Source organism: Halobacteria archaeon AArc-dxtr1 (genome assembly GCA_025517425.1).
Taxonomy (GTDB): Archaea; Halobacteriota; Halobacteria; order Halobacteriales; family Natrialbaceae; genus Halostagnicola.
In genome coordinates this window covers 894795-920964 of record JAOPJY010000001.1, presented here as the reverse complement: position 1 = coordinate 920964, position 26170 = coordinate 894795, and the positions used below count along the sequence as shown (strand labels likewise).

Here is a 26170-nt window from a genome sequence, read left to right as displayed (position 1 = left end):
TATCCGACATCTCGAGAGGCCCCTACCTTATTGTTTCGTCATGCGACGAAAGGAGGGTTCGACCCGCCAGGTCCGAGTCGCTGGCGCGTACTCAGAATCTGTCCGTGCGTCCCGCCGCCGTCCAGGGATCTGTCGGCGCGGTTCGCGGGACGCGAACGGATCGCGCCTGCTGGGAGCGGATACGCCCCGCGTACGCCCATCGCTTGCCGTCCCAGCTCGGCTCGTCGTCGACCGCGGCCGCCGCTGCGGCCAGCTCCTGATCACGCAGGTGGGCGCCGATGGCGGCGGCGATTGCCGCCGCCTCCTCGTCGTCGGCGTCGGCCGGGATGTCGAGGGAGAGTGAGCCGGCTCGCTCGTCCGCGCCCTCGGCCGGCGCGGTCCGGTCGTCGGCTGCGGTCTCCTCGGGGTGCGTGTCTGTTGCCATCGTCAGAGCGGAATGTTGCCGTGTTTCTTGTCCGGCTGCTCCTCGCGTTTCGTCTCTAACATCTCCAGGTCGGCGATCAGCCGTGGACGCGTCTCCGTCGGCATGATGACGTCGTCTAAGAAGCCCTTGTCCGTCGCCGTGTAGGGGTTGGCGAACTCCTCGCGGTACTCCTCGATGAGCTCGTCGCGGAGCTCGTCGGGATCCTCGGCTTCGGCGAGCTCGTCGCGGTAGAGGATGTCGACCGCCCCCTTCGGACCCATGACTGCGATCTCGGCGGTCGGCCAGGCGTAGTTCACGTCGGCGCCGAGATTCTTCGAGGCCATCACGCAGTAGGCGCCGCCGTAGGCCTTGCGGGTGATGACCGTCAGCAGGGGGACGGTCGCCTCGGAGTAGGCGTAGAGCAGCTTCGCGCCGTGGCGGATAATGCCGCGGTGCTCCTGGTCGGTGCCGGGCATGTAGCCGGGCACGTCCACGAAGGTGACGATCGGGATGTTAAACGAGTCACAAAAGCGGATAAATCGCGACCCCTTCATCGAGGAGTCGACGGTGAGCGTGCCAGCGTTGACCCGTGGCTGGTTCGCCACGATCCCTACGGATCGCCCGTCGAGCCGGCCGAAGCCGACGACGAGCTCGGCGGCGAAGTTGTCCGCCACCTCGAAGAACGAGCCCTCGTCGACGACGGAGTCGATCACGTCGGTCATGTCGTACGGTTTCTGCGGGCTCGAGGGGACGATGTCCTCTAAGGCTTCGTCGCGGCGGTCGGGATCATCCCACGGATCGACCCGCGGGGGGTCCTCGACGTTGTTCTGGGGAAGATAGGAGAGCAGCCGCTTGATATCATCCAGGGCCTGTTCTTCCGACTCGCAGGCGAACTCGGCGACCCCAGTTGTGCCGGCGTGGGTCATCGCCCCGCCCAGCTCCTCGTGGGTGACCTGTTCACCGGTGACGGTCTCGGTGACACCGGGCCCGGTGATGTACATGTGACTCGAGTCTTTCACCATGAAGATGAAGTCGGTGATCGAGGGGGAGTAGACCGCCCCGCCGGCGCAGGGCCCCATGATCGCCGAGATCTGGGGGACAACACCGCTTGCCTCCTGGTTGCGTCGGAAGATCGAGGTAAAGCCGGCGAGGGACTTGACGCCCTCCTGGATGCGCGCGCCGGCAGAATCGTTGAGCCCGATGATCGGCGCGCCGACCTCCATCGCCATATCCATCACCTTGCAGATCTTCTCGGCGAAGACCTCGCCGAGCGAACCGCCGAAGACGGTAAAGTCGTGGGCGAAGACGAAGACGTTTCGACCGTTGACCTCGCCGTATCCGGTCACGACGCCGTCGCCGGGAATCTTGTGCTCTTCCATCCCAAACTCGTTGGTCTGGTGGGTTCGGAGCTGGTCGAACTCCGTGAACGTGCCGTCGTCGATGAAGTAGTCGATCCGCTCACGGGCGGTCATCTTCCCCTTCTCGTGCTGGCGCTCGATTCGCTCCTCCCCGCCACCAAGTCGCGCCGCCTCGCGGAGTTCCTCGAGCTCCGCGATTCGGTCGTCCATCGTCACGGCGACCACCTGCTCGAAATCATGGGTGACTGTCGTCGAACCACTGGGAAAAAGATTGCCGTCCGCAGACGGTGACCCCAACGGCATCCCAGTAGGCGATGGTTTCGGGTAGAATTGATCCCGAGACCCTGGAAAATTATTAGTGATGGTGGTGGGAAAGGGGGGATGACATGGTAGAACGAGAAACATGGGCAACGAGGACAGGGTTCATTCTGGCTGCAGTGGGCAGTGCGGTTGGATTGGGGAACATCTGGCGGTTCCCATTCGTGACCGGAGAGGGTGGTGGCGCCGCCTTCCTACTTGTGTACCTGCTGTTTATCCTGCTCGTCGGGTTCCCAGCAATTCTGGTCGAGTTCGTCGTGGGTCGGCGAACTGAGCGCAACCCCGTGGGGGCACTCATCGAAATGGGGGGCAACGCCTGGAAGTGGGCCGGTGGCGTCTTCATCGTAACCGGATTCGTCATCCTGTCGTACTACAGCGTCGTCGCCGGCTGGTTCGTTCGGTACTTCCTGCTCGGGCTGACCAGTGGGTACGACGAGCACCTGGACGAGTACTCAGGTGAAGCAGCCGAAGCCGAGTTGCCCGAGTCGATCATCATGTTCTTCGACCTGGCGACGGGGCTCGAGGCGTTTGTCCTGCACACGGTGTTTATGGCGCTGACGATCGGTATCGTCGCTCTGGGCGTCCGACGCGGGATCGAGATTGCGGTGAAGGTGATGGTGCCATCGCTGATCGTGTTGCTCGCCGGGATGGCCATCTGGGCGGCAACGCTGCCCGACGCGGGTGCCGGGTACGAGTTCTACCTCTCGCCGGACTTCGGTACGATCGTCTCCAACTGGACGACGCTGTTGCCGGCGGCCGCTGGACAGGCCTTCTTTACGCTCTCGCTCGGGATGGGCGTGATGATTACCTACGCCTCCTACCTCGGTGAAGACCGGAACTTAGCCGAGGACGGCACGATCATCATCGGTTTCGATACCGCTATCGCGTTCGTGACCGGGCTCATCGTGTTCCCGGTGATCCTCTCTGCGGGCGCCGATCCGACTCAGGAGACCGTCGGCGCGATCTTCTTCAGCATGACCGAAGCGTTCGCGGACGTCTCGGGTGGCCGGATCATCGGCCTGGTGTTCTTCGGCACTGTCGCGATCGCCGCCCTCTCGAGTGCGATCTCGCTGCTCGAGGTTGTCACCTCTTACGTCATCGACGAGAAGGGGATTGAACGCTGGAAGGCCGCCCTCGGTATGGGCGGGGCGATCTACCTGCTCGGTGTGCCAGTGACGCTCGACCCGTCTGCAGACCAGTTCGAACTGTACCTGCTTGACCTGCTCGATGGCTTCGCAGATGGTGTGTTACTGATCTTCGGCGCGTTCATGCTCGTCATCCTCGTCGGCTGGATCGCGCCGAAGGTCGCGGTCCAAGAACTAGAGAAGGGGATCGGCGATCTCGGATCGCTCGGATCGGCCTGGATCTGGGCGGTACGGATTCCGATCCTGATCGTCCTCGCCGTCACCCTCACGCTCGGTATTATCGACTACGTCGAGTTCCTGACCGACGACTTCATCCCGTGGTTGGGTGATCAGTAATCCGATAACGTCTCGAAATCACATTTTCGACCGGCGCGTGACCCGAGCCAGTGCTCACGCCTCACCGTACACTGGAACCGCAGCGCCGCTCGTGGCGCTCGCCCGGTCGCTGCACAGAAACGCCATCACGTCGGCAATCTCGCTCGGATCGACCCACGAGTCGTGATCGGCGTCGGGCATCATCTCGCGATTCATCGGCGTGTCGATCACGCTCGGCATGACGCAGTTCGCCCGAACTGTGCCGCGATTTTCTTCGGCGAGCGTCTCCGTCAGGATCCGAATTCCCGCCTTCGTGATCCGGTAGGGGCCGTCTCCCGCGCCGCCTTCCAGTCCCGAGCGCGCGCTGACGCTGACGATCGCCCCCTCGCGCTCCTGGAGGTGAGGAAGGGCGTGTTTCGAGGCGAGAAACGCCGTCTTGACGTTGATATCGACGAGGAGTTCGAACTCGTCGAGATCGGTCTCCTCGATGTGGTCGCCGCCGCGCCACGTGCCCGCGACGTTGAGCAGGTGGTCGACGCGCCCGTGTTCGTCGACGATGGTGGCGAACAGTTCTTCGACGGCTGACTCGTCGGTGAGATCTGCCTCGTAGAAGGCGACGTTCTCACTGGTATCGAGCAAACTGTCGTCCTCGTCTGGGGCGACGACGTCGACCGCACAGACGGTCGCGCCGGCGTCGGCAAATTGGTCGACCGTCGCGCTCCCGAGCGCGCCGCTTGCGCCGGTCACGACGGCGACGGTGTCCGCGAAGTCGAACGCTGCTGTCGGTGGCATGGGTGGTTCGATTACGACCTCTGTGTGAATCAATGTCTGGGTGTGTCTCGGCGGAATGCATCTCCCGGCAGTACGTTGATACGTTCGGACACCCTCTCCCGACGTGAGAATGCGACTCATCGCCCACCGTGGGTTCGCGGCGACCGCTCCCGAGAACACAATCGGCGCGATCGAGTCCGCCGCGGCACAGGCCGACGCCGTCGAGTTCGACGTCCGTCGCTGTGGCTCGGGGGAACTCGTCGTCATCCACGACGAGACAGTCGATCGTGTCACCGACGGCACTGGTCGGGTCGACGAGATCGATCTCGCGGAGCTAACAACCCTCTCTGTACTCGATTCCGGCGAGCGCGTTCCGACACTCGAGGCGGTTCTCGAGGCCCTCCCACCGACGGTGGAGGTGAACCTCGAGATGAAAGCGGCGGGGATCGCAGCGGACGTCCTCGCGGCGCTCGAAGGCGTCGAAAACCGGGTCGTCACGACCTCGTTTCTGGAAGACGAACTCCGGGCGATCCGGGAACGCGACCGCGAGCAGCCGACCGGACTGCTCGTGAGCCGACACCTCGAGACGCCCGTGACGACTGCGGTCGAACTCGACTGTGACGTCGTCGGCGCGAACTACTGGCGCTGTCTGTCGACGACGCTCGTCCCGCGCGCGAAGGCCCTCGGTCTCGAAGTCCACGCCTGGACGGTCGAGCGCCGAACCGTCGCCCGTCTTCTCGCGCTCCGTGGCGTAGACTGCGTCTCTGCGGATCGTCCCATTCGAGTGTGATGGAGCGGTGTCACGCGGGTGGACGGAACGCCGACACCGACGGATGGAGGGACGACGGTACCACGAAGGGAAACCCTACGAGAGTTGCGCAAGCGCCCACGACGCACGCTCGCGAACGCCCGGCTCGGGATCCTGCTCACAGACTCTCGAGAGGGGATCGCGAGCGCCGTCGACGGCAGCCCACCCGACCGCGACGCAGGCGTTGGCCCGAACGTCCGCGTCGTCGTCTGAGAGCAAGGCAATCAGTCGATCAGCACCAGCGTTTACCGTCCGGCCGTCCGCTTCGATACGAGCGACGACCACTGCTGCGTTCGATCGCGTCACCGGATCGCCGCTCTCGAGCGCCTCGGCGACCGTTGGAAGCCATCGCTCGACCGCAGCGGGATATCGGTAGCTCGCGTCCGCCAGACAGCCCACCGCGTTTCGCCGAACCGACGGCGTCTCGTGATCGGCGAGAGAGCCTGCGACGTCCACGAACGACGAAGACGTTGTGGCACCCACCCTGGCCAGTCGACCGAGCCCGGACAGCGCCGCTGCCCCGGCGGTTTCGGGACCGGTTCTCGTCGCTGCCTCGAAGACGGGCGTCGCGGGTTCGGCCGCTTCCGGATACTCCGCTGTAACTGCCGAAAGCGTGGCGATTCCCCACCGGTCGGTAGGTCCGCGTTCCTCCAGAGTTGCGACGATCCCAGGGACGTGTTTGGCGACGGCGTCCGGACGTTCGGTAGCGACGGCCGACAGGCACCGGAGTATCTCCCCGGTCGTAGCCGTTGTCGCGTTGTCGCGACTAACCTCTACTAGCGTGGCGACCGACGGTGCGACGTCGTCGGGCGAGGCCGTCGCCAGCTCGGCCAGGCAGTAGGCGATCTGTTCGTGACAGTCGACCGTCTCCCGTGAGAGCAACTCCCGCAGCTTCGGTACCGTCGGAACCACCGCCATCGGCTGCGTTTCTACGGCATCCCTGACCGTGTCGACGGCCCGGCGCTGTTCTGCTGGGTCCGGATCGTCGAGCTGTGCGAGGGTCGACGGAAGATCAACGTCGTCATCGCTCTGGTCGGGTTGCACCACGGGTTCCCCCTCCCCGTTCATCGTCCATTCCGTATCAGAACGCGTACAAAAGTCTGCCGATAGTTTCTTCGGGCGCGTTCAGGAAGAAAAAACACTCACGCGAGCCAGTCGTCGGGCTTCGTGTCGTAGTCGACGTCGTCGGCCGCCAGGTGGTCGACGGCCTCCCAGGGGACCTCCTCGGTCGTGAGGGTCTCCCCGTCGTAGCGCAACAGTCGCCCTTCTTCGTCGACCGTCGGCTCCCTGTTGCGACGCTTGGCGACCTCGATGTCGTGGTCGTCGACCGCCTTGACGATCGTCAGCAGGTTCACCGGACGGCCCCACAGCTCGAAGATGCGCGCGAGCGTTTCCTCTGCTTGCTCCATGTCAAGCATCACGCCGTTGTACTGGTGGCCGAGCAACAGCTCGTTGGCGTTGTTGTAGTTCCCGTCGTAGACCGCGATCGTCGGCTTCCCGAAGTTCGTAAACCGTAACAACAGCTTCTTCTTGACGTCTGCGGGATCGGTGCTCGAGACGTGGTAGCCGCCGGTCGCCCGCGAGTGTTCGTACGTGAAGTAGTCGTTCTCCCGGACGAACTCCTCCGTGAGAAACTCGTCTAAGAACGTGACGTCGTTGTGGCTCTCTCGGACGTCGAACAGCCGGTCCCATCCCGCGGTGAACGTTACGTCTGCCAGTGCCGCCTCGACGCTGTCGTAGCGGGTGTCGTCGAAGAGGTAGCGGCCGATCCGCTCGAGTTCGGACTGACTCACGCGGCGGAGAAAGCCCCGGTGTTGGGGTTTGACCAGCGAGTAGTGGCGCCGGGCCATCCCCTCGAAGGTGAGTACTTTCCACGGGTATTGGTCGACGTCTATCGCTCCCTCCTGGGCCCGGGCGAGCGCCTCCCGGTCAACGTAGGCGTCCGGCAGGTCCGCGACTGCGTCTACGGTGTCGGCGGTGATCCGGTCGAGTGCCCGTGGCGGTTCGAGAGTCGTGAGTACGTCCTCGAAGTGGACGACATCGTCGAAGTTGCGCCAGGTGATCCCCTCGACTCGAAGCAATCGCTCGACGACCTCGCGGCGGTTCGTCGTGTTCTCGACGTACTGCCACAGCTCCAGTCCCAGACTGTAGGGGTTGAGTCCGGGCGAAGCGAGCACTTTCGACATGTGGTCGGCGTAGCTCAGGAACTCGTCGTCGCCGGCGAACGTCTCCCCGCCCATCATCGCCGACTCCCAGTAGCTGGCCCACCCCTCGTTCATCACCTTCGTCATCTTCTGGGCGGCGAAGTAGTAGGCTTCCTCGCGCAGCATGTCGAGGACGTCTCGCTGCCACTCTGCCATCTCGACGGCGCGTTCTGCCTCTCGGTCGTACTGCTTCCCGTGCTCTCTGACGAACGCGAGGAGGTCCTTCTCGGGTTCGGCAGGGAATCTGTGGCCTTCGCCATCGTCCTCGACCGCTGCCAGCCACTCGTCGTCGAACACCTCTCCTTTCACCTCATCGGAGAGTCCGAGCTCCTCGAGCCGCTCGCTGATCTCGTCTCGGTCGTCGTCGGGTTCGCCCTCGAAGTCGAGTCGGCGGCTGAAGACCTGGTGTTGGTCGATCGTATCCTCTAACGTGAGGCAGTGGTCGATCCACTTCTCGACCTCGGCACGGTCGATTTCGGGGTCCGACATGTACTCCTCGATCTGATCGGCGTGGCGCTCGAGCATGGCCGCAGCATCGACCGGCTCGTCGTCGACGCGTCCCGCCGTGAACAGGCCGAACCACTCGTTGTTCGCGAAGAAGTCGGCGTGAGCCTCGACGTGCGTGATGACGGCCTTCTGGTCGGCAACCGTGTTTGACTCCTGGAGGAAGGCGTGGGAGGGGTTGTCGTTGTTGACGATCTCGAAGGCCTTCCCACCACCGTACTGACCCTGCTTTCGCTGGCGGTCGTACTGCATCCCCCACCGCCAGTGGGGGTATCGCGACTGAAACCCCCCGTAGGCGATCAGCTGGTTCATCTCGTCGTAGTCGACGATCCAGTAGTTGACCGGGTAGGGATCGAGTCCGAGCGACAGCGCCAGGTTCCGCGCCTCGCTGACCGGCTCCTCGAGCTCGCTCGCGATTCGTTGCTTTCGGAATCTGTCGGCGTTGCTGTGTGGCTTAGGCATCTGTTCCCTCCGTGTTGGGGCTGTTACGCATCGGTCTCGTCCTCCGTGTTCAGGATGTCGTAGATCGCGTCGGTGACGTCCTCGGCGTCCGTGACGTACGTCACCGCCACGTCCTCGGCGTCCTGTCCGAAGTGTTTCTCTAGCTCCTCGGCGTGGGTGGCGTTGATCGCGTTCCCGCCGGGCTGGGTCTCGACGTAGGCGTGTCGGTTGGCGTCGATCTCCTCCATCATCGGAATCACCCGTTCTTCGGTGTCGTTGCTCGAGTTCTCCGAATCGCCCGCCGCGAAGACGTACCGATTCCAGTCGCTCCAGGGGTACTCCTCTAGGACTTCGGCGGCCAACTCGTAGGCACTCGAGATGCGCGTCCCGCCGCCCGATCGGATGCCAAAGAAGTCCTCGCGGGAGACCTCCCAGGCGTCGGCGTCGTGGGCGATGTAGACGAACTCGGCGGTGTCGTACTTCCCCTGGAGATACCAGTCGAGTGGGGTGAACGTCCGCTCGACGAGCTCGCGTTTCTTCTCGCGCATCGAGCCCGAGACGTCGCGGATATTGACGACGACGACGGCCTGCTCGCGCTCCTCCTCGATTTCGGGGTGGCGGTAGCGCTCGTCTTCGCGCCGGAAGGGAACGTGCCCGATCCCCTCACGGCGGATGGTCTGTTGAACCGGTTCGCGCTCGACGTTCTCCTCGACCGCCTCGATCGACGGCCAGACGCCGCGGTCGTCTTCGACGTCGGCGTGGGCCTCTTCGATCCAGGCCATCGAAACGGGGAGGCTCTCTCCGCGTGCCCACTCGAAGACCTCGCGGGGCGTGATTCCGGAGACCTTGCAGATCTCCCGGACGAACGCCTCGTCGAACTCCATCGACAGCTTGCGCTTGAGCCCTTCCTTGAACATCCGGTCGAAGTCGAGCGTGCTGTCCGGACCCGACCGGGTGAGATCGGTGAACGGCCCCTCCGTCTCTCGGACGACCCGCTTGCCCTTGGGCTCTAGGTCGAGGCCGAGTTCCTCGTCTAGCTCCCGGGCGAACTCCTCGGGGTCCATCTGGTAGTACTCGTGTTCACCACCTTCCTCCCCGGGTTCGCCGTCGTCGTCGCCGTCGCCGGGCTGTGGTTGGCCGACGGGCTGGCCGACGTCGGGCGTGTCGCCGTCGCCCTGACCCACGCCACCCTGATCCCGTTGATCGTATGCGAACTCGGGCAGCGAGACGATCTTGACGGGGACCTCGATACGGTCCGAGTTGCCCCCGGTCAAGTCACCGTACCGGATGAAGTCGGCCAGATCCTCGCGGCGCGTCTCGCCCACCTCGTAGAACCGCTCTAAGTCGTCTCTCAGTCCCATAATCGATCCTCCTCGGTCAGTCCCATCGGTAGCTCACCTGTCCCATGACGTGCCTGCTGGTCAGTTCTGCCGACGCCCGCGAGTAGTCGAGCTCGGAGACCATGGCGTCGATCGTCCGCTCCTTGACGGCTGCAGTTTCGGTCCCACTCGGCGGATCGTCCCACTGGCGGGGGTCGAGATCCTCGAACGTTCGGGCGACGTCGTCCCAATCGTGGCTCTCCAAGACGTCTCGGATCACCGGAATCTCCGTCAGGTCGACGTTCGCGACCGAGAAATCCTCGTCGCGGTGCTCCCAGGCGTGGCGGTTCAGCGCCGTGATGATCCGCTCGCGCCGGAAGTCGACGACGCGCTCTCTGGGCTGGTCGCCCTGGTACGCTTCCTCGGAGAACCGTCCGAGCTGTTCGACCTCGAACAGTTTCATCTTCAGCGGATCCGGCTCGATCTCTTCGCCGCGGTCGTTAGAAAGCGGCTCCTCGGTCTCCCAGGCGTAGACGTGCTCGACGTACTCGGCGACGGCCTCCTCCTCGACCCCGTGGTCGTGCATAATGGCCTCGACGACGTCGTCCTCCTGGCGATCGTAGATGTAGTTCTTGACCGGGACGATTCGGTTCTCGAACTCGGAGCGCTCGCCCGCGGAGAACACCGGTGCGTCGGCGAGCCCGTCGGCCATCGCGTTCAGGACGTCTCTGGGCATGATCACGTTCGCGACGGGCAGTTCTGGGTGATGGCGGTCGCGCTCGGTCTGGAGCAACTCGGCGAGTCGGTCCCGGGTGTAGGTGACCGGAATGCCGTGCTCGCCGTCGTGGCCGTCGCCGTCGAAGGCGAACTCGTCGATTCCCTGGCGCGTGTCGCCCGTCTGGAGGTAGCCCTGATCGAACAGGAGGGCCTTGTCGACGAGGTCGATCCCCGCCGGAAGATTTTCTTCGTCGAGGCGGGTCACGACGGCGTACAGCGCAGCGGCCTCGATCGCGTGGGGTGCGAACTCCCTGGTGCCAGCCCCTGCCGTCACGGAGCCGGCGGCAGCGCCGCCAGGACGCCGTTTCTCTTCGCCCTCGTCCCGGACGCTGTTGCCGACGTGGACGGTCACCGGCTCGCGGATGCGGTCGGCCAGTTCGTCGTACTCGTCTGCCGTCCAGACGTCCGTCTCGTCGGCCAGCTCCCGGCGAATCAGCTCCGTCTCGAGGCTCAGGTTGGTCAGGTAGCCAAAGCGGTGTTTGTCAAGTCGGCGCTTTAGCGCTTTCAGCGGATCCATCCCGTTCCGGTCGGCGTGCTGGTCGAGTTGCATCTCGAGGTCCGGGTTCGAGATGATCAGCAGCTGCGTGTCGACGTCCATGCCGATCGCCGTATCGAGTTTCACCGACTGCTCGTCGGGAACGTTCAACAGCTTCTGTAAGAGGTCGGCGTGCTGGGCCGCGTCCTCCACGATGGTCAGGACGCCGTTGCCCTGCGAGAGTACCCCGTCGTAGGAGAACGCCTGCGGGTTCTTCCGTCCACGGGAGTCCAGTTCCTGGAGCATTCCGTGCATCCACGAGCCCACGAGGCGCTCTTTCGGCCGGCCGTCGTCCTCGCTGTGGAGGATTCCGATCCCCTGGCCGACGTCGACGACGTAGTTTTTCACACGGAGGTGGCGCTCGTCGGTGATCGCCGAGAACAGTCCCTCGGTTCCCTCCCGGCGGTAGCGCTCCTCTAAGAACTCGTACGCCTCCCGCGAGAACGGATCGAGCTCCGTCTCGACGCGGATCGGGAGCCGGTCGTCGAGCTGGTCGTTGAGCGAGGCGAGCAGCTCCTCGCGGGTCTCCTCGGGGAACACCGAGAGGGGGTGGGACTGAACCGGGCTCTCGAACCAGTGGTCCTCGTCGCCAACGGTCGGATCGCCGCCGTAGGAGAGTCCCCGGGAGTCGATGTCGACGGTGGCGACGTTCCACTCGATCGTGTACCGCCGCCCCTCGGGCGTCTTCGAGTACTCACGCAGCCCGTTGACCAGGCAGCGCTTTAGCTCCGACTTCCCCGTCGCCGTGGGTCCCTCGAACCAGATGATCTTCTCGTCTTTCGCCCGGCCCGCCGCGATCGATCGGAGGTCGTCGACGAAGGCGTTCAACACCTCGGTGTTGCCGAGGACGGCGTGCTCGCCGTCGTTGTACGGATCGTCGAAGAAGCGGTAGCGAGTCTTCTCCTCGCCCTCCTCGACGACCGTCCGGGTACCCGCGGCTTCGATCGCCGCCAGCAGGTACTTCGAGGCGTGGGCGGCGACCTGGGGAGCCTCGAAGAGCTGGTCGACGTACGCAGCGAGGCTCGTCGGCTCCTCGTAGGCGTCTTCGAGGGTGCGGTCTGCCGCACGGACGTAGTCGTGTCCGGTCATGATCGATCGTCAGTCCTCGATCTCGGCTTTGGCGACCTCCGCGCCGGCGAACTCGAGGACCTCCCTGGCGCCGGCCTCGGAGTACCCCTGTTCGATCAGCGCGTCGATCCAGGCCGACCGCTCGTCGTCGTCGACGTCGCTCGCGCTGACCAGCGCGGAGAAGTTGATGTTGTGTTTCTTGTCGGCCCAGAGCTTGCGCTCTAGGGCGCGGCGCAGGCGCTCGTTGTCTTGCGGGTTGAACGCCTCACCCTCGCGGGCGCGCCGGGAGACCCAGTTCGACACCTCCTGGCGGAAGTCGTCCTTGCGGTCTTCGGGAATCTCGAGCTGTTCTTCGACCGATCGCAGGAACGTCTCGTCTGGCTCCTGTTCGCGTCCCGTGAGCGTGTCCTCGATCGTGTCGTCGTCGATGTAGGCCATCACGTGATCCATGTACTTCTCGCCCTGGCGCTGGATCTCCTCGACGTCGTAGGCCAGCGCGTGGCGGACGTCCTCGATGGCGCGCTCGCGGTACTCCTCGCGGACCGTCTCCAAGTAGCGGTAGTAGCGCTCGAAGTTCTCCTCGGGGATCGAGCCGTGGTGCTCTAAGTTCTCCTCGAAGAAGTTAAACACCGTAAGCGGCGAGAGGAAGCCGCGCTGGCGGTGTTTCGAATCCATGATCGCTTCGGCGATCTCGTCGCCGATGAACCGGGGCGAGATTCCCTCCATCCCCTCGCCGATCTCGGCCTTTTCTTCGGCCTCGGCGCGCAGTTTCTTCACGTCGACGTCGTCGCCCTCGTCGATCTCGCCGTTGTAGGCTTTGACCTTCGAGAGGAGATCGACGGTCTCCGTGTCGGGCTCTTCGATTCGGGTGAGAACGCCGAACAGCCCCGCCATCTCCAGGGTGTGTGGCTCGACGTCGATATCGGGGACATCGGCGTTGTCGAGCATCTTTCCGTAGATCTTCGACTCCTGGTCGTAGGCGAGGACGTAGGGGAAGTCGATCCGCTTGGTGCGGTCGTTGAAGGCTTCCATCTTCTCGTCGCCCTTCTTATCCTTGTACTCGGGCATGTTCGTTCGCCCGACGATCACTTGGTCGATGTCGATCCGGGGGTTGTTCTTGGGTTTGATCGTCGCCTCCTGGGTGGCATGCAGGAAGTCATAGAGGAACTCCCGCTGGAGCTTCAACAGCTCCTCGCCGGAGAAGATGCCGCGGTTTGCGTTACAGAAGGCTCCGGAGTAGTCGAACGCGCGCGGATCGGATTCGCCGTAGACCGCGATCTTCGAGTAGTTGACGTCGCCCGTCAGCTCGGTCTCGTCCTGATTTTTCTTGTCTTTGGGTTCGAACGTCTCGAGACACTGGCGCTTGTTCTCGTCGGCGACGAGCCGGACGATCTCGACGTGGTTCTCTAAGACCTGCTGTAAGTCGTCGTCGTAGTACGCCAGTAGCTTATCCATGTAGAACTCGCTTTCCGGATCGAGCGCCTGCTCGTTTTGAATCGTGTACGGCGCGTCTAAGCGCTCGTTGATCTCCGCGATCACCTGCTGGCGCTGCTCGACGGGCAACAAGACGAGCGGATCCTGATTCATCGGCGAGCGGACGACGTCGTCGGTCGGGTCCTGATCTCTGATGACGTCACAGAGGTTCGTCCACTCGAAGGTGTACATTCGGCCGGCTTCGCGCATCGTGTAGTCCTCGAAGTACCGCCGAACCTGGGTATCGAAGTGTGACTTCCCGGAGCCGACCGGTCCAAGGAGGAGCTTGATCCGGCGCTCCGGGCCGAGGCGTCGCGCGCCGGATTTCATCTTGTTGACGAACTCGTGGATCGCCTGGTGGATGACCGTGCCGTAGAAGGCGTTCTCACCGTCTTGGAGCGGGTCCTCGCTCGCGAGGTGATACTCGACGACGCCGGCACTCTCGTCGTACGTCGTTCCGTAGTAATCGAACATATCGGCCACTCGCTGGTGGGCGTTGCGGGCGATCTTGGGGTCCGCGTAACACTCCTGGAGATACCACTCGAAGGACTTCGTCTCGCGCAGGTCTTCGGGGATCGATTCCCTGTATTCGGTACTGAGCGTCTCGAGTGTCTCTGTGTCACCGGTCATAGTCTGATGGAATTGGATGGGTTCGCTTTGGATTCGTTGCCGACCGCTGATCGCGGCGCGGACGGGCTCGGAGAGCGACTGCCGGTCGGGCGGCGGCGGTTCGTGCCATATGTTTACGTGCGCCACAGAGCCGTCGTGAGCCGGGTCGTCGATCGCAGTGACGGTCCTCGGAAACGAGCGCGGCGCGGAATCGGTCTGTCGATCGGATACCGATAGTATTTAATGAGTGAGTAATCCAGATACATAAGTATAACCCCAAAAGGTATTTATGAAGAACTATTTTCAGCACTCATCTGACAGAACCGATGATTGTCGGCGGGTGTGAGCGGGGACACCAGCGCAGCGATGTATAAACGGATCGCCTGCAGACGCTCACCCGTACTCGCGCGCGCTTCCTACACGTCGCCGGCCGACGGCGACTTATGGCTCCCGTTCGTAGCTCCGGCCATGAGTGCACTGGCGGAGTTGCCCGACGGATGGACCGTCTGGGACGAGAGCGAGGACGGCCGGATCGTGCTCGCCTACCGGCCTGACGTCTTCGACGGCCAGCTCCTTCCAGCCGCCTGCCTCCCGACGCTGTATCTCACCCACGGGCGTCGAACCCGCCGACCCGGAACCAACCCGAACTCGGTCGACACCGACTGGCACGTCACCCTCTACCTGGAGCCGGAAGTCCACCTCAGAGAGACGAACCGATTTTCGAGCCGTGAGGCCGCCGTCGACTGCCTACTCGAGCTCGCCGATCGGTTCGACGCGGGTGAGATCGACTACCGGGCGCTCTACCAGGTCCCGAGAGAAGAATACTTCGAGCGCCTCGACGAGTTGACCGGCGACGGGAGCTGAGGCGGTCTCCCGAGTCCCCACGCGTTCGTCAGATCAGAGCAGATCCGAACTCGCGCGGACGAGAGATTTATCGGCGCCTGGCCGGTAGAACGTGGTATGTCGACCGTCACCCTCCTCGGAACCCGGCTGGCCGAACCGGGGACCGAGTTCGTCTACCACGGCGAGGCCGACGCCTGCGCGGGCTGTCCGTACCGAAGCCAGTGTCTCAATCTCGAGTCCGACGCAAAATACCGTGTCACTGCCGTCCGAGAGAACGCCCAGACCCTCGAGTGTGCGATGCACGACGGCGGCGTCCGTGCCGTCGAAGTCGAGCGAGCGCCCGTCAAAGCAACCGTTCCCAAGCAGGGCGCCTACGCCGGCAGCAAGAACAGCCTGGCGGGCCCCTGTCCCTACGTCGAGTGTCCGAGCCACGAGTTCTGCGAGCCCGACGGTGTCTCTTTCGACGAGGAGTACCGCATTCGCGAGATGCTCGGTGAACCGCCACACGAGGTCTGTCACTTAGATCGGTCACTCGAGTTGGTCGAGTTCGAACCCGGCAACTGAGCCGATCGTCCGGTGGCAGCTACCGGGTTTCTTCTGGGTCCTCGCACTCCGCCAGCCAGGTGCCCGCCCAGCATTCGATCTCGGCGAACACTGGCTCCAGCGAGGCTCCCTTCTCCGTCAGGCTGTAGTAGGTCGCGATGGGTGCGTCCTCCTCCGTGCGCCGAGCGACGAACCCCATCTCGCCGAGGTCGTCGAGCACGCGCGAGAGCGTGCGAGCGTTCGCTCCGGTCGAGCGCTTGAGTTCGTTGAACCGCTGTTCCCCGTCGAGCAGTTCGTGAAGAACCGCGAGACGCCACTGCGAGCCGATTCGCTCGATCGACTCGATGACGGGGCAGGCCTCGACGGTCGGCTCTTCGACAGGTGCTCGCTGCTGTGGGGATGACATTGTCACCTCTGAAGGCGTGGAAGGGTATAGGGGTTCGGGCTCGCCGAGATACCGTCGAACCTCAGCGATTGAGACGCCGGCGAATCTCGGCGAGCACGTAGTTTTACTACGCTCCCGCCGTATCCCGATCTACGATGTCGTACACCAAGGTCAACTACGAGGACGTCGAGCAAGTCTCGAGCGCGATGCACTTTCTCTCGGATCCGCTCCAGACCGAACAGGTCGGAGTCACCGTCGCCCGCTGTGATCCCGACTGGAAGAGTCAACCCCACGACCACGCGGACAACGAACACGAGGAGGTCTACGTTCTAATCGAGGGCGAGGCGACCGTCGTCGTCGACGACGAACCGGTCTCGATGGAAGCCGGCGACGCGCTCTGGATCTCGCCGGAGTCGACCCGCCAGATCAGAAACGGCAACGCCGAGAGCGCCTTCGTGCTCGTCAGCGCTCCGCGTATCGCCGACGACGACGGCGATAACGGCGAGTGGCTTCTCACCGGGTTCGCCGGCTAAAAGGTCCGCAATCCGACTATCACATCGTCCTCGACCTCGATCGGCCGGAATCGGCGATCCATTCGGCGTCCCCGACCTATATCTTCCCCCGACCACTATGAACTCGTATGGAGTTGCTTGACGACACCATCGTCCCGGACCGGGCGACCGACATCAAAGCAGAGGCGCGGGAGTTCGCGCGCGAACACATCGAGCCGCGAGCCGCAGAGTATTTCCAATCCGGCGAATACCCCCACGATATCCTCGAAGCCGCCCAGGAGGCGGGGCTGGCCGGTCAGGACATTCCAGAGAAGTACGGTGGACGGGGCTTTGACCTCGCCCAGTTGCTCGCACTCACCGAGGAGTTCTACCGCGCCGACGCCGGCATCGGCCTGACCCTGCAGCTGGCGAGTTTCGGCTGCGAGATCACCTACGACTACGGCACCGAAGAGCAGTGCGAGGAGTATATCCGACCCGTCGCCGAGGGCGACCAGATCTCCGGTCTCGCGGTGTCAGAACCCGACACTGGCAGCGACTTAGCCGGGATGCAGACTCGTGCGGAACGCGACGGCGACGAGTACGTCCTAAACGGCGAGAAGTACTGGATCGGCAACGGCGTCGAAGCCGACTGGGTGACCGTCTACGCCCGCACCGATGACAGCGACAACCGATACGCAAACCACTCGCTGTTTATCGTTCCAACTGATCTCGACGGCTACGAGGCCGAGCACATTCCCGAGAAGATGGCGATGCGCGCCTCGAAGCAGGCCCACATCACCTTCGACGACTGCCGCGTACCCGCCGAGAATCTGATCGGTCACGAAGGAGCTGGCTTCATGCTTCTGGCAGACTTCTTCAACCACGGTCGCGTTGCCGTCGCCGGCCACAGCCTCGGGATTGCTGCCGCCGCCATCGACGAAGCCTGGGAGTTCGTCCACGACCGCGAAGGGTTCGGCCGGACGGTCGCTGACTTCCAGGCCGTCCAGCACGGGCTGGCCGACATGCTTCTGTCCTTCGAGAGCGCCCGCGCGCTGACCTGGCGCGCCTGCGAGAAGGTCGAAGCCGACGAGAACGCAGGTTACTGGGCCGCACTGGCGAAGACAATTGCGACCGAAGCCGCCGTCGAAATCACCGAACAGGGAATGCAGTTCCACGGTGGGCGCTCGGTCTTAGAAGAGCGGCCGATCTCCAGGCTCTACCGGGACGCACGCGTCCCCGTCATCTACGAGGGGACGAACGAGGTCCAGCGAAACCTGATCTACCGACAGTCGCCGTACTGAGCCGTCACGCGGTCTGAAGGTGTACGCCGCGTCTGTTTCGACGGGAGGCGCCGCGTCGATCCGCAGCCGGCGGCTCTCTCGGGTGCGTTCGAATGCGCCCCGTCTCAGTTTCGTGGCTCTAGATCCTGGAACGCGCCGACGAAGTCCTCGTGCGAGGTAAACTCGGCGGCCGAGGTGTCTACCTGTGTTTTGAGGTCCTCGACACGATCGCGAAGCTCGACGTACTCATCGTTGTTCGTGAGCTCGTGGTCTGTCTTCTCTGATTCGAGCAGCGCTTTCTTCGAAACGAGTGCGTAGTACTCCTGGACTGCAGTCTCGTACCCGGATCGGGTAAGTGCGGACTCGACCGTCTCGACGAGTTCGTCCTTCGAGACAGGCTTGACCAGGTAGTCGTCGAACCCCATCTCGATAATGTCGAAATCGGGGTCGACCGCAGTCACCATAATCACCCGGCAGTCGTATCCCTCCTCCCGGATGGCGTCGAGAACGTCGTCCCCGGAGAGCCCGGGCATCCGCCGATCTAGCAAGACGACTTCGACGGAGTCTGTCATTGCGGCGAGCGCCTCGTCGCCGCCGGTTGCGGTCGCTACTGCCCACTCGCCTTCGAGCCATGCGGCGAACAGATCCGCCAGTCGAACCTCGTCATCGACGACGAGGATCTCGGGCTCGTCAGTCATGAGTCGGCCCCTTCTGTCCCATCATCCATCACTGCCTCGAATCTCTAATGGTACTTCTGTGTGATAAAACTCGCGACCGGTGAGCCAGACACGAGGTCGTAGCCCTCTGGCCTGGAACAGCCCGAAATCGAGCTTCGACAGCATCCAGTGGCGAGTTTGTCGCAGTTACGGACTGCTCTTGGCGGCGGCCTCGTGTCTGACCCACCGCCCGACGCCGCCCGAATCGATTACTTTCCTTCGAACTCCGGCTCGTGATCGCCCATGAACGCGGTCATGCCCGTCATCAGGTCGTCGGTTCCCATCAGGTGGCCAAACGCCGAGGACTCGTACTCGAGGCCGGCGTCGGTGTCGTCGCGGCCGGCGAGCATCGCCCGTTTGGTGTACTTCGTCGCGATCGGCGGCCCGCCGGCCAGCTGTGCCGCGAGCTCGAACGCGCGCTCGTCGATCTCCTCGCGGTCGACGACCTCCGTAACGAAGCCGTAGTCGGCCATCGTCTCGGCGTCGAACCGGTCGGCGGTGAGGATAATCTCCTTGGCACGTCCCTCGCCGACGATCGCTGAGAGGCGCTGGGTCCCGCCCCAGCCGGGCAGTAGTCCGAGATTCAGTTCGGGTTGGCCGAACTCCGAGCGGTCGCTCGCGACGCGCAGGTCGGCACAGGTCGCAAGTTCCATCCCACCACCCAGGCAGTAGCCGTCGATTCCTGCGACGACCGGCAGATCAGCCGATTCGAGCGTCCCGAAGACCGACTGCCCTCGCTTCGAGAGCTCGACGGCGTCGATCGGATCTGCACCTCCAGCGGCCATGCTCTGGACGTCCGCGCCGGCGGAGAACGCCCGGTCACCGTCGCCGGTAAGCAAGATGGCCCGAACGTCCTCGTCGGCTTCGAGCAACTCGACGGCCTCGACGAGTTCGTCGAGGGTCGTGTCACTGATCGTGTTCATGCGGTGGGGACGATCGAGGACGATTTCGCCAACCATCTCCCCGGGATACTCGACCCGGATCGCCTCGAACGACGGCGCGTCGTCACCAGCCTCGCTCTCGGCGCCCTCGCGGAAGCCACCGACTTCTGCGCGTTCACGGAGATAATCGGCCGGTTCGTACCGGGGATGGCCCGTCTCCTCGGCGGCGGACTCGAGTGTCTGGAGGGCCGCGTCGAGGCCGAACTCCTCGGCGATCTGTACCGGCCCGTCGGGGAAGCCCGCGCCGAGCGTGACCGCCTTGTCGATCGCGTCGGGGGTTGCAACGCCGTCGCCGAGTAGCTTGGCCGCCTCGTTGGCCATCGTGGCGATCAGGCGCTCGCGGACGAGGTCGGACTGTTCGTCGGTCGGAATCTCGACGCCCGGCCCGTCCTCGTACTCGTAGAAGCCCGAGCCGGTTTTCTTTCCGAGTTTCTCTTCGTCGACGACCTCGGCGAGCAGCGGCGCGGGCTCGTAGGGGTCGCCAAGCTCTTCGTGCATGTACTCGAGAACGTGATAGCTGACGTCGTTGCCGACGTGATCGCCCAGCTCGAAGGTGCCCATCGGGAGTCCCATCCCGTACTTGGTGGTCGAGTCGACCTCGGCGATGGTCGCCGTCTCCTCGGAGACGAGCCAGCAGGCCTCGTTCATCAGCGGAACGAGAATGCGGTTGGCGACGAACCCCGGTGCGTCCTTGTGGACGCGGACGGGCGTCTTACCGAAGTCCTCGGCGAGCGCCTCGATCAGGTCGAGGACGTCCTCGTCGGTCTCCTCACCCGTGATGACCTCGACGAGATCCATCCGCACCGGCGGGTTGAAAAAGTGCATCCCGCAGAACCGCTCTGGTCGGTCGGTAAACTCCGAAAGCGCCGTGATCGAGAGGCTCGAGGTGTTCGTCGCGAGGATCGCCTGCTCGGGCGCCGCCGCACAGACCTCCTCGTAGACCTCCTCTTTGATCTCCATTCGCTCGGGAACCGCCTCGATGACGACGTCGGCGTCGCCGACGGCCTCCTCGACGTCGACGATCGGTCGGACGCGCTCGGCGGCGGCATCGGCCTCGTCCTGGGTCAGTCGATCTTTCTCGACGAGCTTCGAAAGCGACCACTCGATCGACTCGTAGCCGTCCTGTACCAGTTCCTCGTTGATGTCGCGCATCGCCACGTCGTAGCCTGCGATGGCTGCAACCTCTGCGATTCCGTGACCCATATTTCCGGCGCCGAGAACTGCGACAGTGTTGACGTCCTCGATATCCATGTCACAACGTGGGGCAGGCAGCGGTTTGAACGTTTCCCCGGTCTCGGCTGGAAACTACTATTTAGTTTATTTCTGATCACGAGACAGCTCGTCACTGTCGAGCTAGGCGCGATCCGTATCGGTGTCCGTGTCGCCACCGTCTGCATCTGTATCGGTGTCCGTGTCGCCACCGTCTGCATCTGTATCGGTGTCCGTGTCGCCGTTGTCGGTGTCAGCATCGCCATCGTCCGTGTCGCCGTCCGTGTCAGTGTCCGCCTCATCGCCGTCGCCCGCATCCACGCTCCTGTTGGGGTTGCGATCGGGCTCGTCTCCAGCAGTAGCTGCTCCTGTGCGTGGTGGATCCGCAGTCGCATTTTCGCGACGCCGACTCGCATCTGGCCGATTCGGTGCGCGCTTTACGCTGTCTCCTATGGGCTCTACGCTCCGTCTTCCGTTCGAGCGTGCGTACAGAACAAGCGGCGGGAGCACGTACGAGGCAATGGCGACGACAGCGAACAGGGGGTCGACGAAGACGAGCAGCCCGAAAATCGCGAGTGCGGCGGCTGCAGCGGTGTGAACCCCTGTGTTCGTGTACGCCAGATAGAACTCCCAGAGCCCTCGCAACCGCTCTCGCACTCCCGGCTGGGAATCGCGTCGTGGCACACGCCCTCTACGTGGCCCACCGGGAACGCTTTTTCCCGTGAGCCCCTACGGCGACGCATGCGAGAGTTCGTCTTCGCCCTCGAGTACGATCCCGGGACGAACCCCGTCGCAGACGCCCTCGCGGACAATCCCGGGACGCAAGTGCGATCGCTCTCCTGTCACGTCACCCCCGAGAGTCTCTGGCGGGTCGACCACGCCACTGGCTCAGCGGCGGCTCTCGAGACGCTCGAAACCGCCTACCGCGATGTGACCTACTGTGCGGACTGTCTGATCCGAGACGACTGTGGCGCCGACTGCGAGACGCAGGTTCTCGACCGTTCGAGCGACGAGCTGGTCGTCTACACCTACTGGGATCGGACGGACGTCTGTACCTCCGTCCCGCACGTCGCTCTCGATCAGTTAGGGGAGGGGCTGCTCTTCGAAACGTACCGCGAGGGGCGCCGGTACCGCTGGCGGATCGTCCTCGACGACGAGGCGCCGATCCACACATTCTTCGACGCGCTGGGCGAGGAAGTCGGCGAGTGTGCGGGTATGGAGATGCTCCGACTGACGGACGTCGATCCGAACCGCGACACCCCCGACGAGAGGCTGCGGGCCGAACAGCGCCAGGCGCTTCGGGCGGCCGTCGACCGCGGCTACTACGAGACGCCGCGAGCTATCGATCTCACCCAACTGGCCGCCGAGCTGGGGATTCCGCGCTCGACGCTCTCGTACCGCCTCCAGCGAGCCGAAAGCGAGCTCGCACGGACGTTCGTCCGCGAAGACGAGTCACTGGCGGCGATCGCCCCGAGCCGGTAGCGAGCGCTCGGAACCCACAACCAGCGACAGTCACGGAGCCAAATCGACGGGATACTTGTTCTGGCTCGCTCAACGCCCGGCATGGACGTGTCCGAGCTACCGTGGCAGCGGCGGGTGATCGGTGCGCAGATCGTCTTCGGCGTGTTGTTTGCGATTCAGGCCTACCGGGGCCGGATCGACTGGGCGTTCATCGTGAGTGTACCCGTGTTGTATCTCGTGTTCATGCTCGCTCTCGACTGCGCCCGACACGAGTGGGCGTCTGGGGAGTGAGTTCGGTCACCGCCGGAGTTGGCGTGCGCCAAATAACTCGTATGCTGGCGGACCGTGTACGAACAGGTGATGAGCGAGTTCGACGAGCAGTCGCCCGAGTCGAGCCGCACGCTCGCGCTCCGGGTCCCCGAGATGGACTGTCCCTCCTGTGCCAACAAGGTCGAACGCAGCGTCAGGCGACTCGAGGGTATCGACAACGTAGACGCCCACGTGACGAGCGGTCGCCTCGTCGTCACGTACGATCTGACGATGACGACCGCAGAGCAGGTCACCGACCGCGTCCAAGCTACGGGGTACGAGGTCGCGGGCGTAGCCGCCGAGCGATCGTTCTCGGTTCCCGGGATGGACTGTGCCTCCTGTGCGAACAAAGTCGAGAACGCACTCGAGTCCGTCGACGGCCTCGAGGAGGTCGAGACCCGGCCGACAGCCGGCCGCGTAACCGTGACGACGAGCAACGACCACTCGATTGAGGCGATCGTCGACGCGATCGAGGGGGCCGGCTACGACGCGACGCCGATCGGCGACGAGCGCGATCCCATCGCCGAAAAGCGCACCGTCTGGAAGAGCCGTCGCGCTCTCGGAACCGGACTCGGTGCCATCCTCGTGACGGTCGGTCTCCTTCTGGAGTTCGTCGTTCCCGCGGTCGATCCGACGCTCGCGACGGTCGCGGGTCGCGAGTACGACCTCTCGCACGCCCTCTTCGTTGCGGCCGCCGTGCTCGCCGGTTCACCGATCGTCCGTAACGGTTACTACTCGGCCCGCAACCGCAGTCTGGACATCGACCTGCTGATGAGCATCGGTATCCTCGCGAGCGTCGCCGCCCACTTCCCGAAGGAAGGCGCGCTGCTCGCGGTCCTGTTCTCGGTCGCCGAGTTGCTCGAGCGCTTCTCGATGGACCGGGCGCGGGACTCTCTGCGCGAGTTGATGGAGCTCTCGCCGGAGACGGCGACGGTCAAGCGCCCCGACGGGAGCGAGGAGACGGTTCCCGCAGCCGACCTCGAGATCGGCGACACCGCCGTCGTCCGACCCGGCGAGAAGGTGCCGGCCGACGGGACGGTACTCGAGGGGAGGAGCGCGGTCGATCAGTCGCCGATCACCGGCGAGAGCGTCCCCGCGGACAAAACGGAGGGAGACGAGGTCTACGCGGGGACGATCGCCGAGTCAGGCTACCTCGAGGTCGACGTCGAGCGTCCGGCCGACGAGTCGACGCTCGCCCGGATCGTCCGACTGGTCGAGGACGCCGAACGCGAGAAGACCGACCGAGAGCAGTTCATCGACCGCTTCGCGGGCGTCTACACGCCGATCGTCGTGACCCTCGCACTCGCGGCCGCGGTCGCTCCTCCACTCGCGTTCGGCGCGTCCTGGGGCTACTGGTTCGTCGTCGGCCTGACGCTGCTCGTGATCTCCTGTCCCTGCGCGCTGGTCATCTCGACGCCCGTCAGCGTGGTTTCGGGGATCACGAACGCCGCGCGAAACGGCGTGCTCATCAAGGGCGGCAAGCACCTCGAGGCGGTCGGCGACAGCGACGTGCTCGCGGTCGACAAGACGGGAACGCTCACGGAAGGAGACCTGTCGGTGACCGATATAATCCCGCTCGAAGGGGTCGACGAGGACGAACTGGTGCACATCGCGAGCGCGGCCGAACACCGAAGTGAGCACCCGATCGGCAGGGCCATCGTCGGCTACGCCGAGGAGCAGGGTGTCGTCGGTGACGAGGGCGAACGCAGCCGGCCGTCCGTTTCGGACTTCGAAGCGCTGACCGGCAAGGGCGTTCGCGCCGAGGTCGGCGGCGAGACCTACTACGTCGGTAAGCCGGACCTGTTCGACGGCCTGGCCGACCTCGAACACGTTCACGCGACGACCGACGGCGGCGTTACGCTGGCCGAGATGGGCTACGACTCGTCCTCGAAGTGCGATCGCGAGGCCTGTCTGGACGTGCTCGCGGACGTCGTTCCGGACCTCGAGCGCGAGGGCAAGACCGCGGTCGTCGTCGGCACCGAGGACCGGCCACTGGGGATCATCGGCGTAGCTGACCGCGTCCGTCCCGAAGCGAAGTGGGCCGTCTCCCGGCTCCAAGAGCAAGGCGTGCGGGTCGTGATGCTCACCGGCGACAACGAGGGCACCGCCCGGGCCATCGCCGAGGAAGTCGGCGTCGACGCCTCCCACGCCGAACTCTTCCCCGAGGAGAAACTCGAGTGGATTCGCCGGCTCGAGGGTTCCGACGAGGACGAAGACCGAACCCACGTCGCCATGGTCGGCGACGGCGTCAACGACGCGCCGGCGCTCGCGACCGCGACGGTCGGGATCGCCATGGGCGCCGCGGGGACGGACACCGCCCTCGAGATCGCCGACGTGGCACTGATGGGTGACGATCTCACCCGACTGCCGTACCTCTACGAGCTCTCAGGCACGGCAAACGGCGTTATTCGGCAGAACGTCTGGTCGAGTCTCGCCGTGAAAGCCGTCCTCGCGGCGGGGGCGCCGTTCGGGCTCGTGACCGTAATCCACGCGGTCGTCATCGGCGATATGGGGATGAGCCTCGGTGTGACGGGCAACGCGATGCGACTCGCGAACGTCGAACCAGAGACGCCTGACACCGCAGCGGTGGATCACCCCGAGTCGGAGTAACCCACCGACCGTCGTTTACTCTCGGCTGACTGCGCGCCGAATCGGCTCCGTCCCCGGATAGCCGTCGGCCCGCCAGAGCGCGACGCCCGCGACGAGAATCACGGCCTCGATCCACAGCGTCGTCGCCTCGATGCCGAGGCCCGGAATCGTTCCGAGCGGCTTGACACCCGAGTACTCCGGCATCTCGGTCACCGGCCAGAGCAGGAAGCCGAGTTCGTGATAGTCTCCGGCGAGGACGTGCCACGGGACGTCGGTCGCGATGTGTGAGACGTACCCGATCCCGAAGGCGACGCCAAGGACGGATCGGTCCCGGCTGGCCGCAACCGCCCAGACGAGGGCGACGACCGGGAGCGCGAACAGTAGCGAGTGACCGATCGTCCGGGTGACCTCGGTAATTCCGGCTGCGGCCAGCGACTGGTCGAGTAGGTCCGGCAGCGCCGCGCCGACGATCGCCGCGAGCGCCGGCAGTTCCGCGGGCGGACCTCCGTCTCGCCACCGCGCGAACGCGGCGTAACAGAGGTAGCCGACCGCGAGGTGGACGACTGGTTGCACGGGTCGCGTCTACGGCCCGACGGTCGAAAAAGGCGGCGTCGCCATACGATCCCGACCGACGGAACGCACCTCCCATGGCCAACCGAGACGCCTTTGCCCGTCGAGTCCCCCGTGATGCTCACCGATATGCTCGACGAGGCCGAACCCGTGTTGCGCCGGGATCCCGTGATGGCAGGGCTGATAGACGCCCACGACCCGTACGTCGAACCTGATTGGGACGAGTACGAACGCCTCTGTATCTCGATTATCAACCAGCAGCTCTCGACCGCAAGCGCGCGTGCGGTCCGCAATCGAGTCTTCGAAACGCTTGCGGGGGACGTGACGCCGGAGACCGTCCTCGCAGCCGACGAGGATGCGCTACGAGAGGCGGGGCTCTCCTCACAGAAGGTCGAGTACGTGCGAAACGCCGCGCAGGCGTTTCAGGAGCGCGATTTAACACGAGAGGGGCTCGCCAACGCTGCCGACGAGGCGGTCGTCGACACCCTCACCGAGATCCGGGGGGTCGGCCAGTGGACCGCGGAGATGTACTGCATTTTCGTTCTCGAGCGCCCGGACGTATTGCCACTTGGAGATCTCGCGGTTCGGCGTTGCATGGAGACGCTGTACGCCGACGGCTCCGAACGTTCCCGATCCGAACTCCGGGAGATCGCCGAACCGTGGCGACCCTACCGGAGCGTGGCGACGCGGTATCTGTGGGCTGAGTACGAGTCGTAAATGGCTGATGGAGTTGAATATTCGACGCCATCTCGGCTCCCTCTCGCGTTCAGATGTAGTTCGATCTG

General features: G+C 64.4%; 23 protein-coding genes. 10 read left to right on the top strand and 13 right to left on the bottom strand.

All coding sequences use genetic code 11. The annotated features are described in order from the left end of the window. Window positions 1-91: 91 nt before the first annotated feature. Window positions 92-424 carry a hypothetical protein gene (locus tag OB905_04680; protein MCU4925282.1) on the bottom strand — a complete coding sequence of 111 codons (333 nt, stop codon included), beginning with the start codon at window positions 422-424 and terminating at the stop codon, window positions 92-94. A gap of 2 nt (window positions 425-426) precedes the next feature. Then, on the bottom strand, window positions 427-1971 hold the full coding sequence (locus tag OB905_04675) for an acyl-CoA carboxylase subunit beta (protein MCU4925281.1): 1545 nt from the start codon (window positions 1969-1971) through the stop codon (window positions 427-429). Between the two features lie 176 nt (window positions 1972-2147). Between OB905_04675 and OB905_04670 the strand changes: the two genes are divergently transcribed. After that, window positions 2148-3560: a sodium-dependent transporter gene (locus tag OB905_04670; GenBank protein MCU4925280.1), complete on the top strand. Its 1413-nt coding sequence runs from the start codon at window positions 2148-2150 to the stop codon at window positions 3558-3560. Between the two features lie 54 nt (window positions 3561-3614). Here OB905_04670 and OB905_04665 read toward each other — a convergent pair whose 3' ends face one another. Beyond that, on the bottom strand, window positions 3615-4331 hold the full coding sequence (locus OB905_04665; GenBank protein MCU4925279.1) for an SDR family oxidoreductase: 717 nt from the start codon (window positions 4329-4331) through the stop codon (window positions 3615-3617). A 109-nt stretch (window positions 4332-4440) separates the two neighbouring features. Between OB905_04665 and OB905_04660 the strand changes: the two genes are divergently transcribed. Further along, window positions 4441-5100, top strand: coding sequence for a glycerophosphodiester phosphodiesterase (locus tag OB905_04660; protein MCU4925278.1), 660 nt, complete (start codon window positions 4441-4443; stop codon window positions 5098-5100). Between the two features lie 75 nt (window positions 5101-5175). Here the strand turns inward: OB905_04660 and OB905_04655 are convergent, their stop codons facing one another. From OB905_04655 to OB905_04635, 5 genes are all read right to left on the bottom strand, one after another. Further along, a complete protein-coding gene (locus OB905_04655) occupies window positions 5176-6186 on the bottom strand; it encodes a HEAT repeat domain-containing protein (protein MCU4925277.1) in 1011 nt (336 codons plus the stop codon). Window positions 6187-6260: 74 nt separating this feature from the next. Then, window positions 6261-8288: a SpoVR family protein gene (locus OB905_04650; protein MCU4925276.1), complete on the bottom strand. Its 2028-nt coding sequence runs from the start codon at window positions 8286-8288 to the stop codon at window positions 6261-6263. Between the two features lie 23 nt (window positions 8289-8311). Continuing rightward, complete coding sequence (locus tag OB905_04645; GenBank protein ID MCU4925275.1) at window positions 8312-9628, bottom strand: YeaH/YhbH family protein; 1317 nt, start codon at window positions 9626-9628, stop codon at window positions 8312-8314. 16 nt (window positions 9629-9644) lie between these two features. Continuing rightward, window positions 9645-11987 (bottom strand): kinase anchor protein, encoded by a 2343-nt coding sequence (locus tag OB905_04640; GenBank protein ID MCU4925274.1) that lies wholly within the window; start codon window positions 11985-11987, stop codon window positions 9645-9647. A 9-nt stretch (window positions 11988-11996) separates the two neighbouring features. After that, entirely contained in the window at window positions 11997-14069 is a 2073-nt protein-coding gene (locus tag OB905_04635) for a serine protein kinase PrkA (GenBank protein ID MCU4925273.1), read from the bottom strand. 447 nt (window positions 14070-14516) lie between these two features. On the opposite strand from OB905_04635, the gene OB905_04630 reads away from it, so the two are divergent. After that, on the top strand, window positions 14517-14912 hold the full coding sequence (locus tag OB905_04630; GenBank protein MCU4925272.1) for a DUF5820 family protein: 396 nt from the start codon (window positions 14517-14519) through the stop codon (window positions 14910-14912). 96 nt (window positions 14913-15008) lie between these two features. Next, window positions 15009-15455 (top strand): UPF0179 family protein, encoded by a 447-nt coding sequence (locus OB905_04625; GenBank protein MCU4925271.1) that lies wholly within the window; start codon window positions 15009-15011, stop codon window positions 15453-15455. A 19-nt stretch (window positions 15456-15474) separates the two neighbouring features. On the opposite strand, the gene OB905_04620 is transcribed toward OB905_04625, so the two are convergent. Continuing rightward, complete coding sequence (locus OB905_04620; protein MCU4925270.1) at window positions 15475-15840, bottom strand: helix-turn-helix transcriptional regulator; 366 nt, start codon at window positions 15838-15840, stop codon at window positions 15475-15477. A gap of 134 nt (window positions 15841-15974) precedes the next feature. Here OB905_04620 and OB905_04615 point away from each other — a divergent pair, with 134 nt between their 5' ends. Together OB905_04615 and OB905_04610 are read left to right on the top strand one after the other, a co-directional pair. Beyond that, a complete protein-coding gene (locus OB905_04615) occupies window positions 15975-16352 on the top strand; it encodes a cupin domain-containing protein (protein MCU4925269.1) in 378 nt (125 codons plus the stop codon). 107 nt (window positions 16353-16459) lie between these two features. Beyond that, complete coding sequence (locus OB905_04610; protein MCU4925268.1) at window positions 16460-17611, top strand: acyl-CoA dehydrogenase; 1152 nt, start codon at window positions 16460-16462, stop codon at window positions 17609-17611. A gap of 104 nt (window positions 17612-17715) precedes the next feature. On the opposite strand, the gene OB905_04605 is transcribed toward OB905_04610, so the two are convergent. From OB905_04605 to OB905_04595, 3 genes are all read right to left on the bottom strand, one after another. After that, entirely contained in the window at window positions 17716-18288 is a 573-nt protein-coding gene (locus OB905_04605; protein MCU4925267.1) for a response regulator transcription factor, read from the bottom strand. A 227-nt stretch (window positions 18289-18515) separates the two neighbouring features. Further along, the gene (locus tag OB905_04600; GenBank protein MCU4925266.1) at window positions 18516-20498 is read right to left on the bottom strand and encodes a 3-hydroxyacyl-CoA dehydrogenase/enoyl-CoA hydratase family protein; all 1983 of its coding nucleotides are present in this window, start codon (window positions 20496-20498) and stop codon (window positions 18516-18518) included. A 102-nt stretch (window positions 20499-20600) separates the two neighbouring features. Then, entirely contained in the window at window positions 20601-21140 is a 540-nt protein-coding gene (locus OB905_04595; protein MCU4925265.1) for a hypothetical protein, read from the bottom strand. 57 nt (window positions 21141-21197) lie between these two features. Between OB905_04595 and OB905_04590 the strand changes: the two genes are divergently transcribed. The 3 genes from OB905_04590 to OB905_04580 all read left to right on the top strand — a co-directional run bounded on the left by OB905_04590 (window position 21198) and on the right by OB905_04580 (window position 24836). Further along, on the top strand, window positions 21198-21938 hold the full coding sequence (locus OB905_04590; GenBank protein MCU4925264.1) for a helix-turn-helix domain-containing protein: 741 nt from the start codon (window positions 21198-21200) through the stop codon (window positions 21936-21938). 81 nt (window positions 21939-22019) lie between these two features. Further along, complete coding sequence (locus OB905_04585) at window positions 22020-22208, top strand: hypothetical protein (protein MCU4925263.1); 189 nt, start codon at window positions 22020-22022, stop codon at window positions 22206-22208. 69 nt (window positions 22209-22277) lie between these two features. After that, complete coding sequence (locus OB905_04580) at window positions 22278-24836, top strand: heavy metal translocating P-type ATPase (GenBank protein MCU4925262.1); 2559 nt, start codon at window positions 22278-22280, stop codon at window positions 24834-24836. A 15-nt stretch (window positions 24837-24851) separates the two neighbouring features. Here OB905_04580 and OB905_04575 read toward each other — a convergent pair whose 3' ends face one another. Beyond that, window positions 24852-25388 carry a metal-dependent hydrolase gene (locus OB905_04575; GenBank protein MCU4925261.1) on the bottom strand — a complete coding sequence of 179 codons (537 nt, stop codon included), beginning with the start codon at window positions 25386-25388 and terminating at the stop codon, window positions 24852-24854. A gap of 126 nt (window positions 25389-25514) precedes the next feature. On the opposite strand from OB905_04575, the gene OB905_04570 reads away from it, so the two are divergent. Continuing rightward, the gene (locus OB905_04570; protein ID MCU4925260.1) at window positions 25515-26102 is read left to right on the top strand and encodes a DNA-3-methyladenine glycosylase 2 family protein; all 588 of its coding nucleotides are present in this window, start codon (window positions 25515-25517) and stop codon (window positions 26100-26102) included. Window positions 26103-26170 lie beyond the last annotated feature (68 nt).

Excerpts from the sequence above, each read along its gene's own strand:
- OB905_04680 (MCU4925282.1), bottom strand. The coding sequence starts at position 424 with ATGGCAACAGACACGCACCCCGAGGAGACCGCAGCCGACGACCGGACC.
- OB905_04675 (MCU4925281.1), bottom strand. The coding sequence starts at position 1,971 with ATGGACGACCGAATCGCGGAGCTCGAGGAACTCCGCGAGGCGGCGCGA.
- OB905_04670 (MCU4925280.1), top strand. The coding sequence starts at position 2,148 with ATGGTAGAACGAGAAACATGGGCAACGAGGACAGGGTTCATTCTGGCT.
- OB905_04665 (MCU4925279.1), bottom strand. The coding sequence starts at position 4,331 with ATGCCACCGACAGCAGCGTTCGACTTCGCGGACACCGTCGCCGTCGTG.
- OB905_04660 (MCU4925278.1), top strand. The coding sequence starts at position 4,441 with ATGCGACTCATCGCCCACCGTGGGTTCGCGGCGACCGCTCCCGAGAAC.
- OB905_04655 (MCU4925277.1), bottom strand. The coding sequence starts at position 6,186 with ATGAACGGGGAGGGGGAACCCGTGGTGCAACCCGACCAGAGCGATGAC.
- OB905_04650 (MCU4925276.1), bottom strand. The coding sequence starts at position 8,288 with ATGCCTAAGCCACACAGCAACGCCGACAGATTCCGAAAGCAACGAATC.
- OB905_04645 (MCU4925275.1), bottom strand. The coding sequence starts at position 9,628 with ATGGGACTGAGAGACGACTTAGAGCGGTTCTACGAGGTGGGCGAGACG.
- OB905_04640 (MCU4925274.1), bottom strand. The coding sequence starts at position 11,987 with ATGACCGGACACGACTACGTCCGTGCGGCAGACCGCACCCTCGAAGAC.
- OB905_04635 (MCU4925273.1), bottom strand. The coding sequence starts at position 14,069 with ATGACCGGTGACACAGAGACACTCGAGACGCTCAGTACCGAATACAGG.
- OB905_04630 (MCU4925272.1), top strand. The coding sequence starts at position 14,517 with ATGAGTGCACTGGCGGAGTTGCCCGACGGATGGACCGTCTGGGACGAG.
- OB905_04625 (MCU4925271.1), top strand. The coding sequence starts at position 15,009 with ATGTCGACCGTCACCCTCCTCGGAACCCGGCTGGCCGAACCGGGGACC.
- OB905_04620 (MCU4925270.1), bottom strand. The coding sequence starts at position 15,840 with ATGTCATCCCCACAGCAGCGAGCACCTGTCGAAGAGCCGACCGTCGAG.
- OB905_04615 (MCU4925269.1), top strand. The coding sequence starts at position 15,975 with ATGTCGTACACCAAGGTCAACTACGAGGACGTCGAGCAAGTCTCGAGC.
- OB905_04610 (MCU4925268.1), top strand. The coding sequence starts at position 16,460 with ATGGAGTTGCTTGACGACACCATCGTCCCGGACCGGGCGACCGACATC.
- OB905_04605 (MCU4925267.1), bottom strand. The coding sequence starts at position 18,288 with ATGACTGACGAGCCCGAGATCCTCGTCGTCGATGACGAGGTTCGACTG.
- OB905_04600 (MCU4925266.1), bottom strand. The coding sequence starts at position 20,498 with ATGGATATCGAGGACGTCAACACTGTCGCAGTTCTCGGCGCCGGAAAT.
- OB905_04590 (MCU4925264.1), top strand. The coding sequence starts at position 21,198 with ATGCGAGAGTTCGTCTTCGCCCTCGAGTACGATCCCGGGACGAACCCC.
- OB905_04585 (MCU4925263.1), top strand. The coding sequence starts at position 22,020 with ATGGACGTGTCCGAGCTACCGTGGCAGCGGCGGGTGATCGGTGCGCAG.
- OB905_04580 (MCU4925262.1), top strand. The coding sequence starts at position 22,278 with ATGAGCGAGTTCGACGAGCAGTCGCCCGAGTCGAGCCGCACGCTCGCG.
- OB905_04570 (MCU4925260.1), top strand. The coding sequence starts at position 25,515 with ATGCTCGACGAGGCCGAACCCGTGTTGCGCCGGGATCCCGTGATGGCA.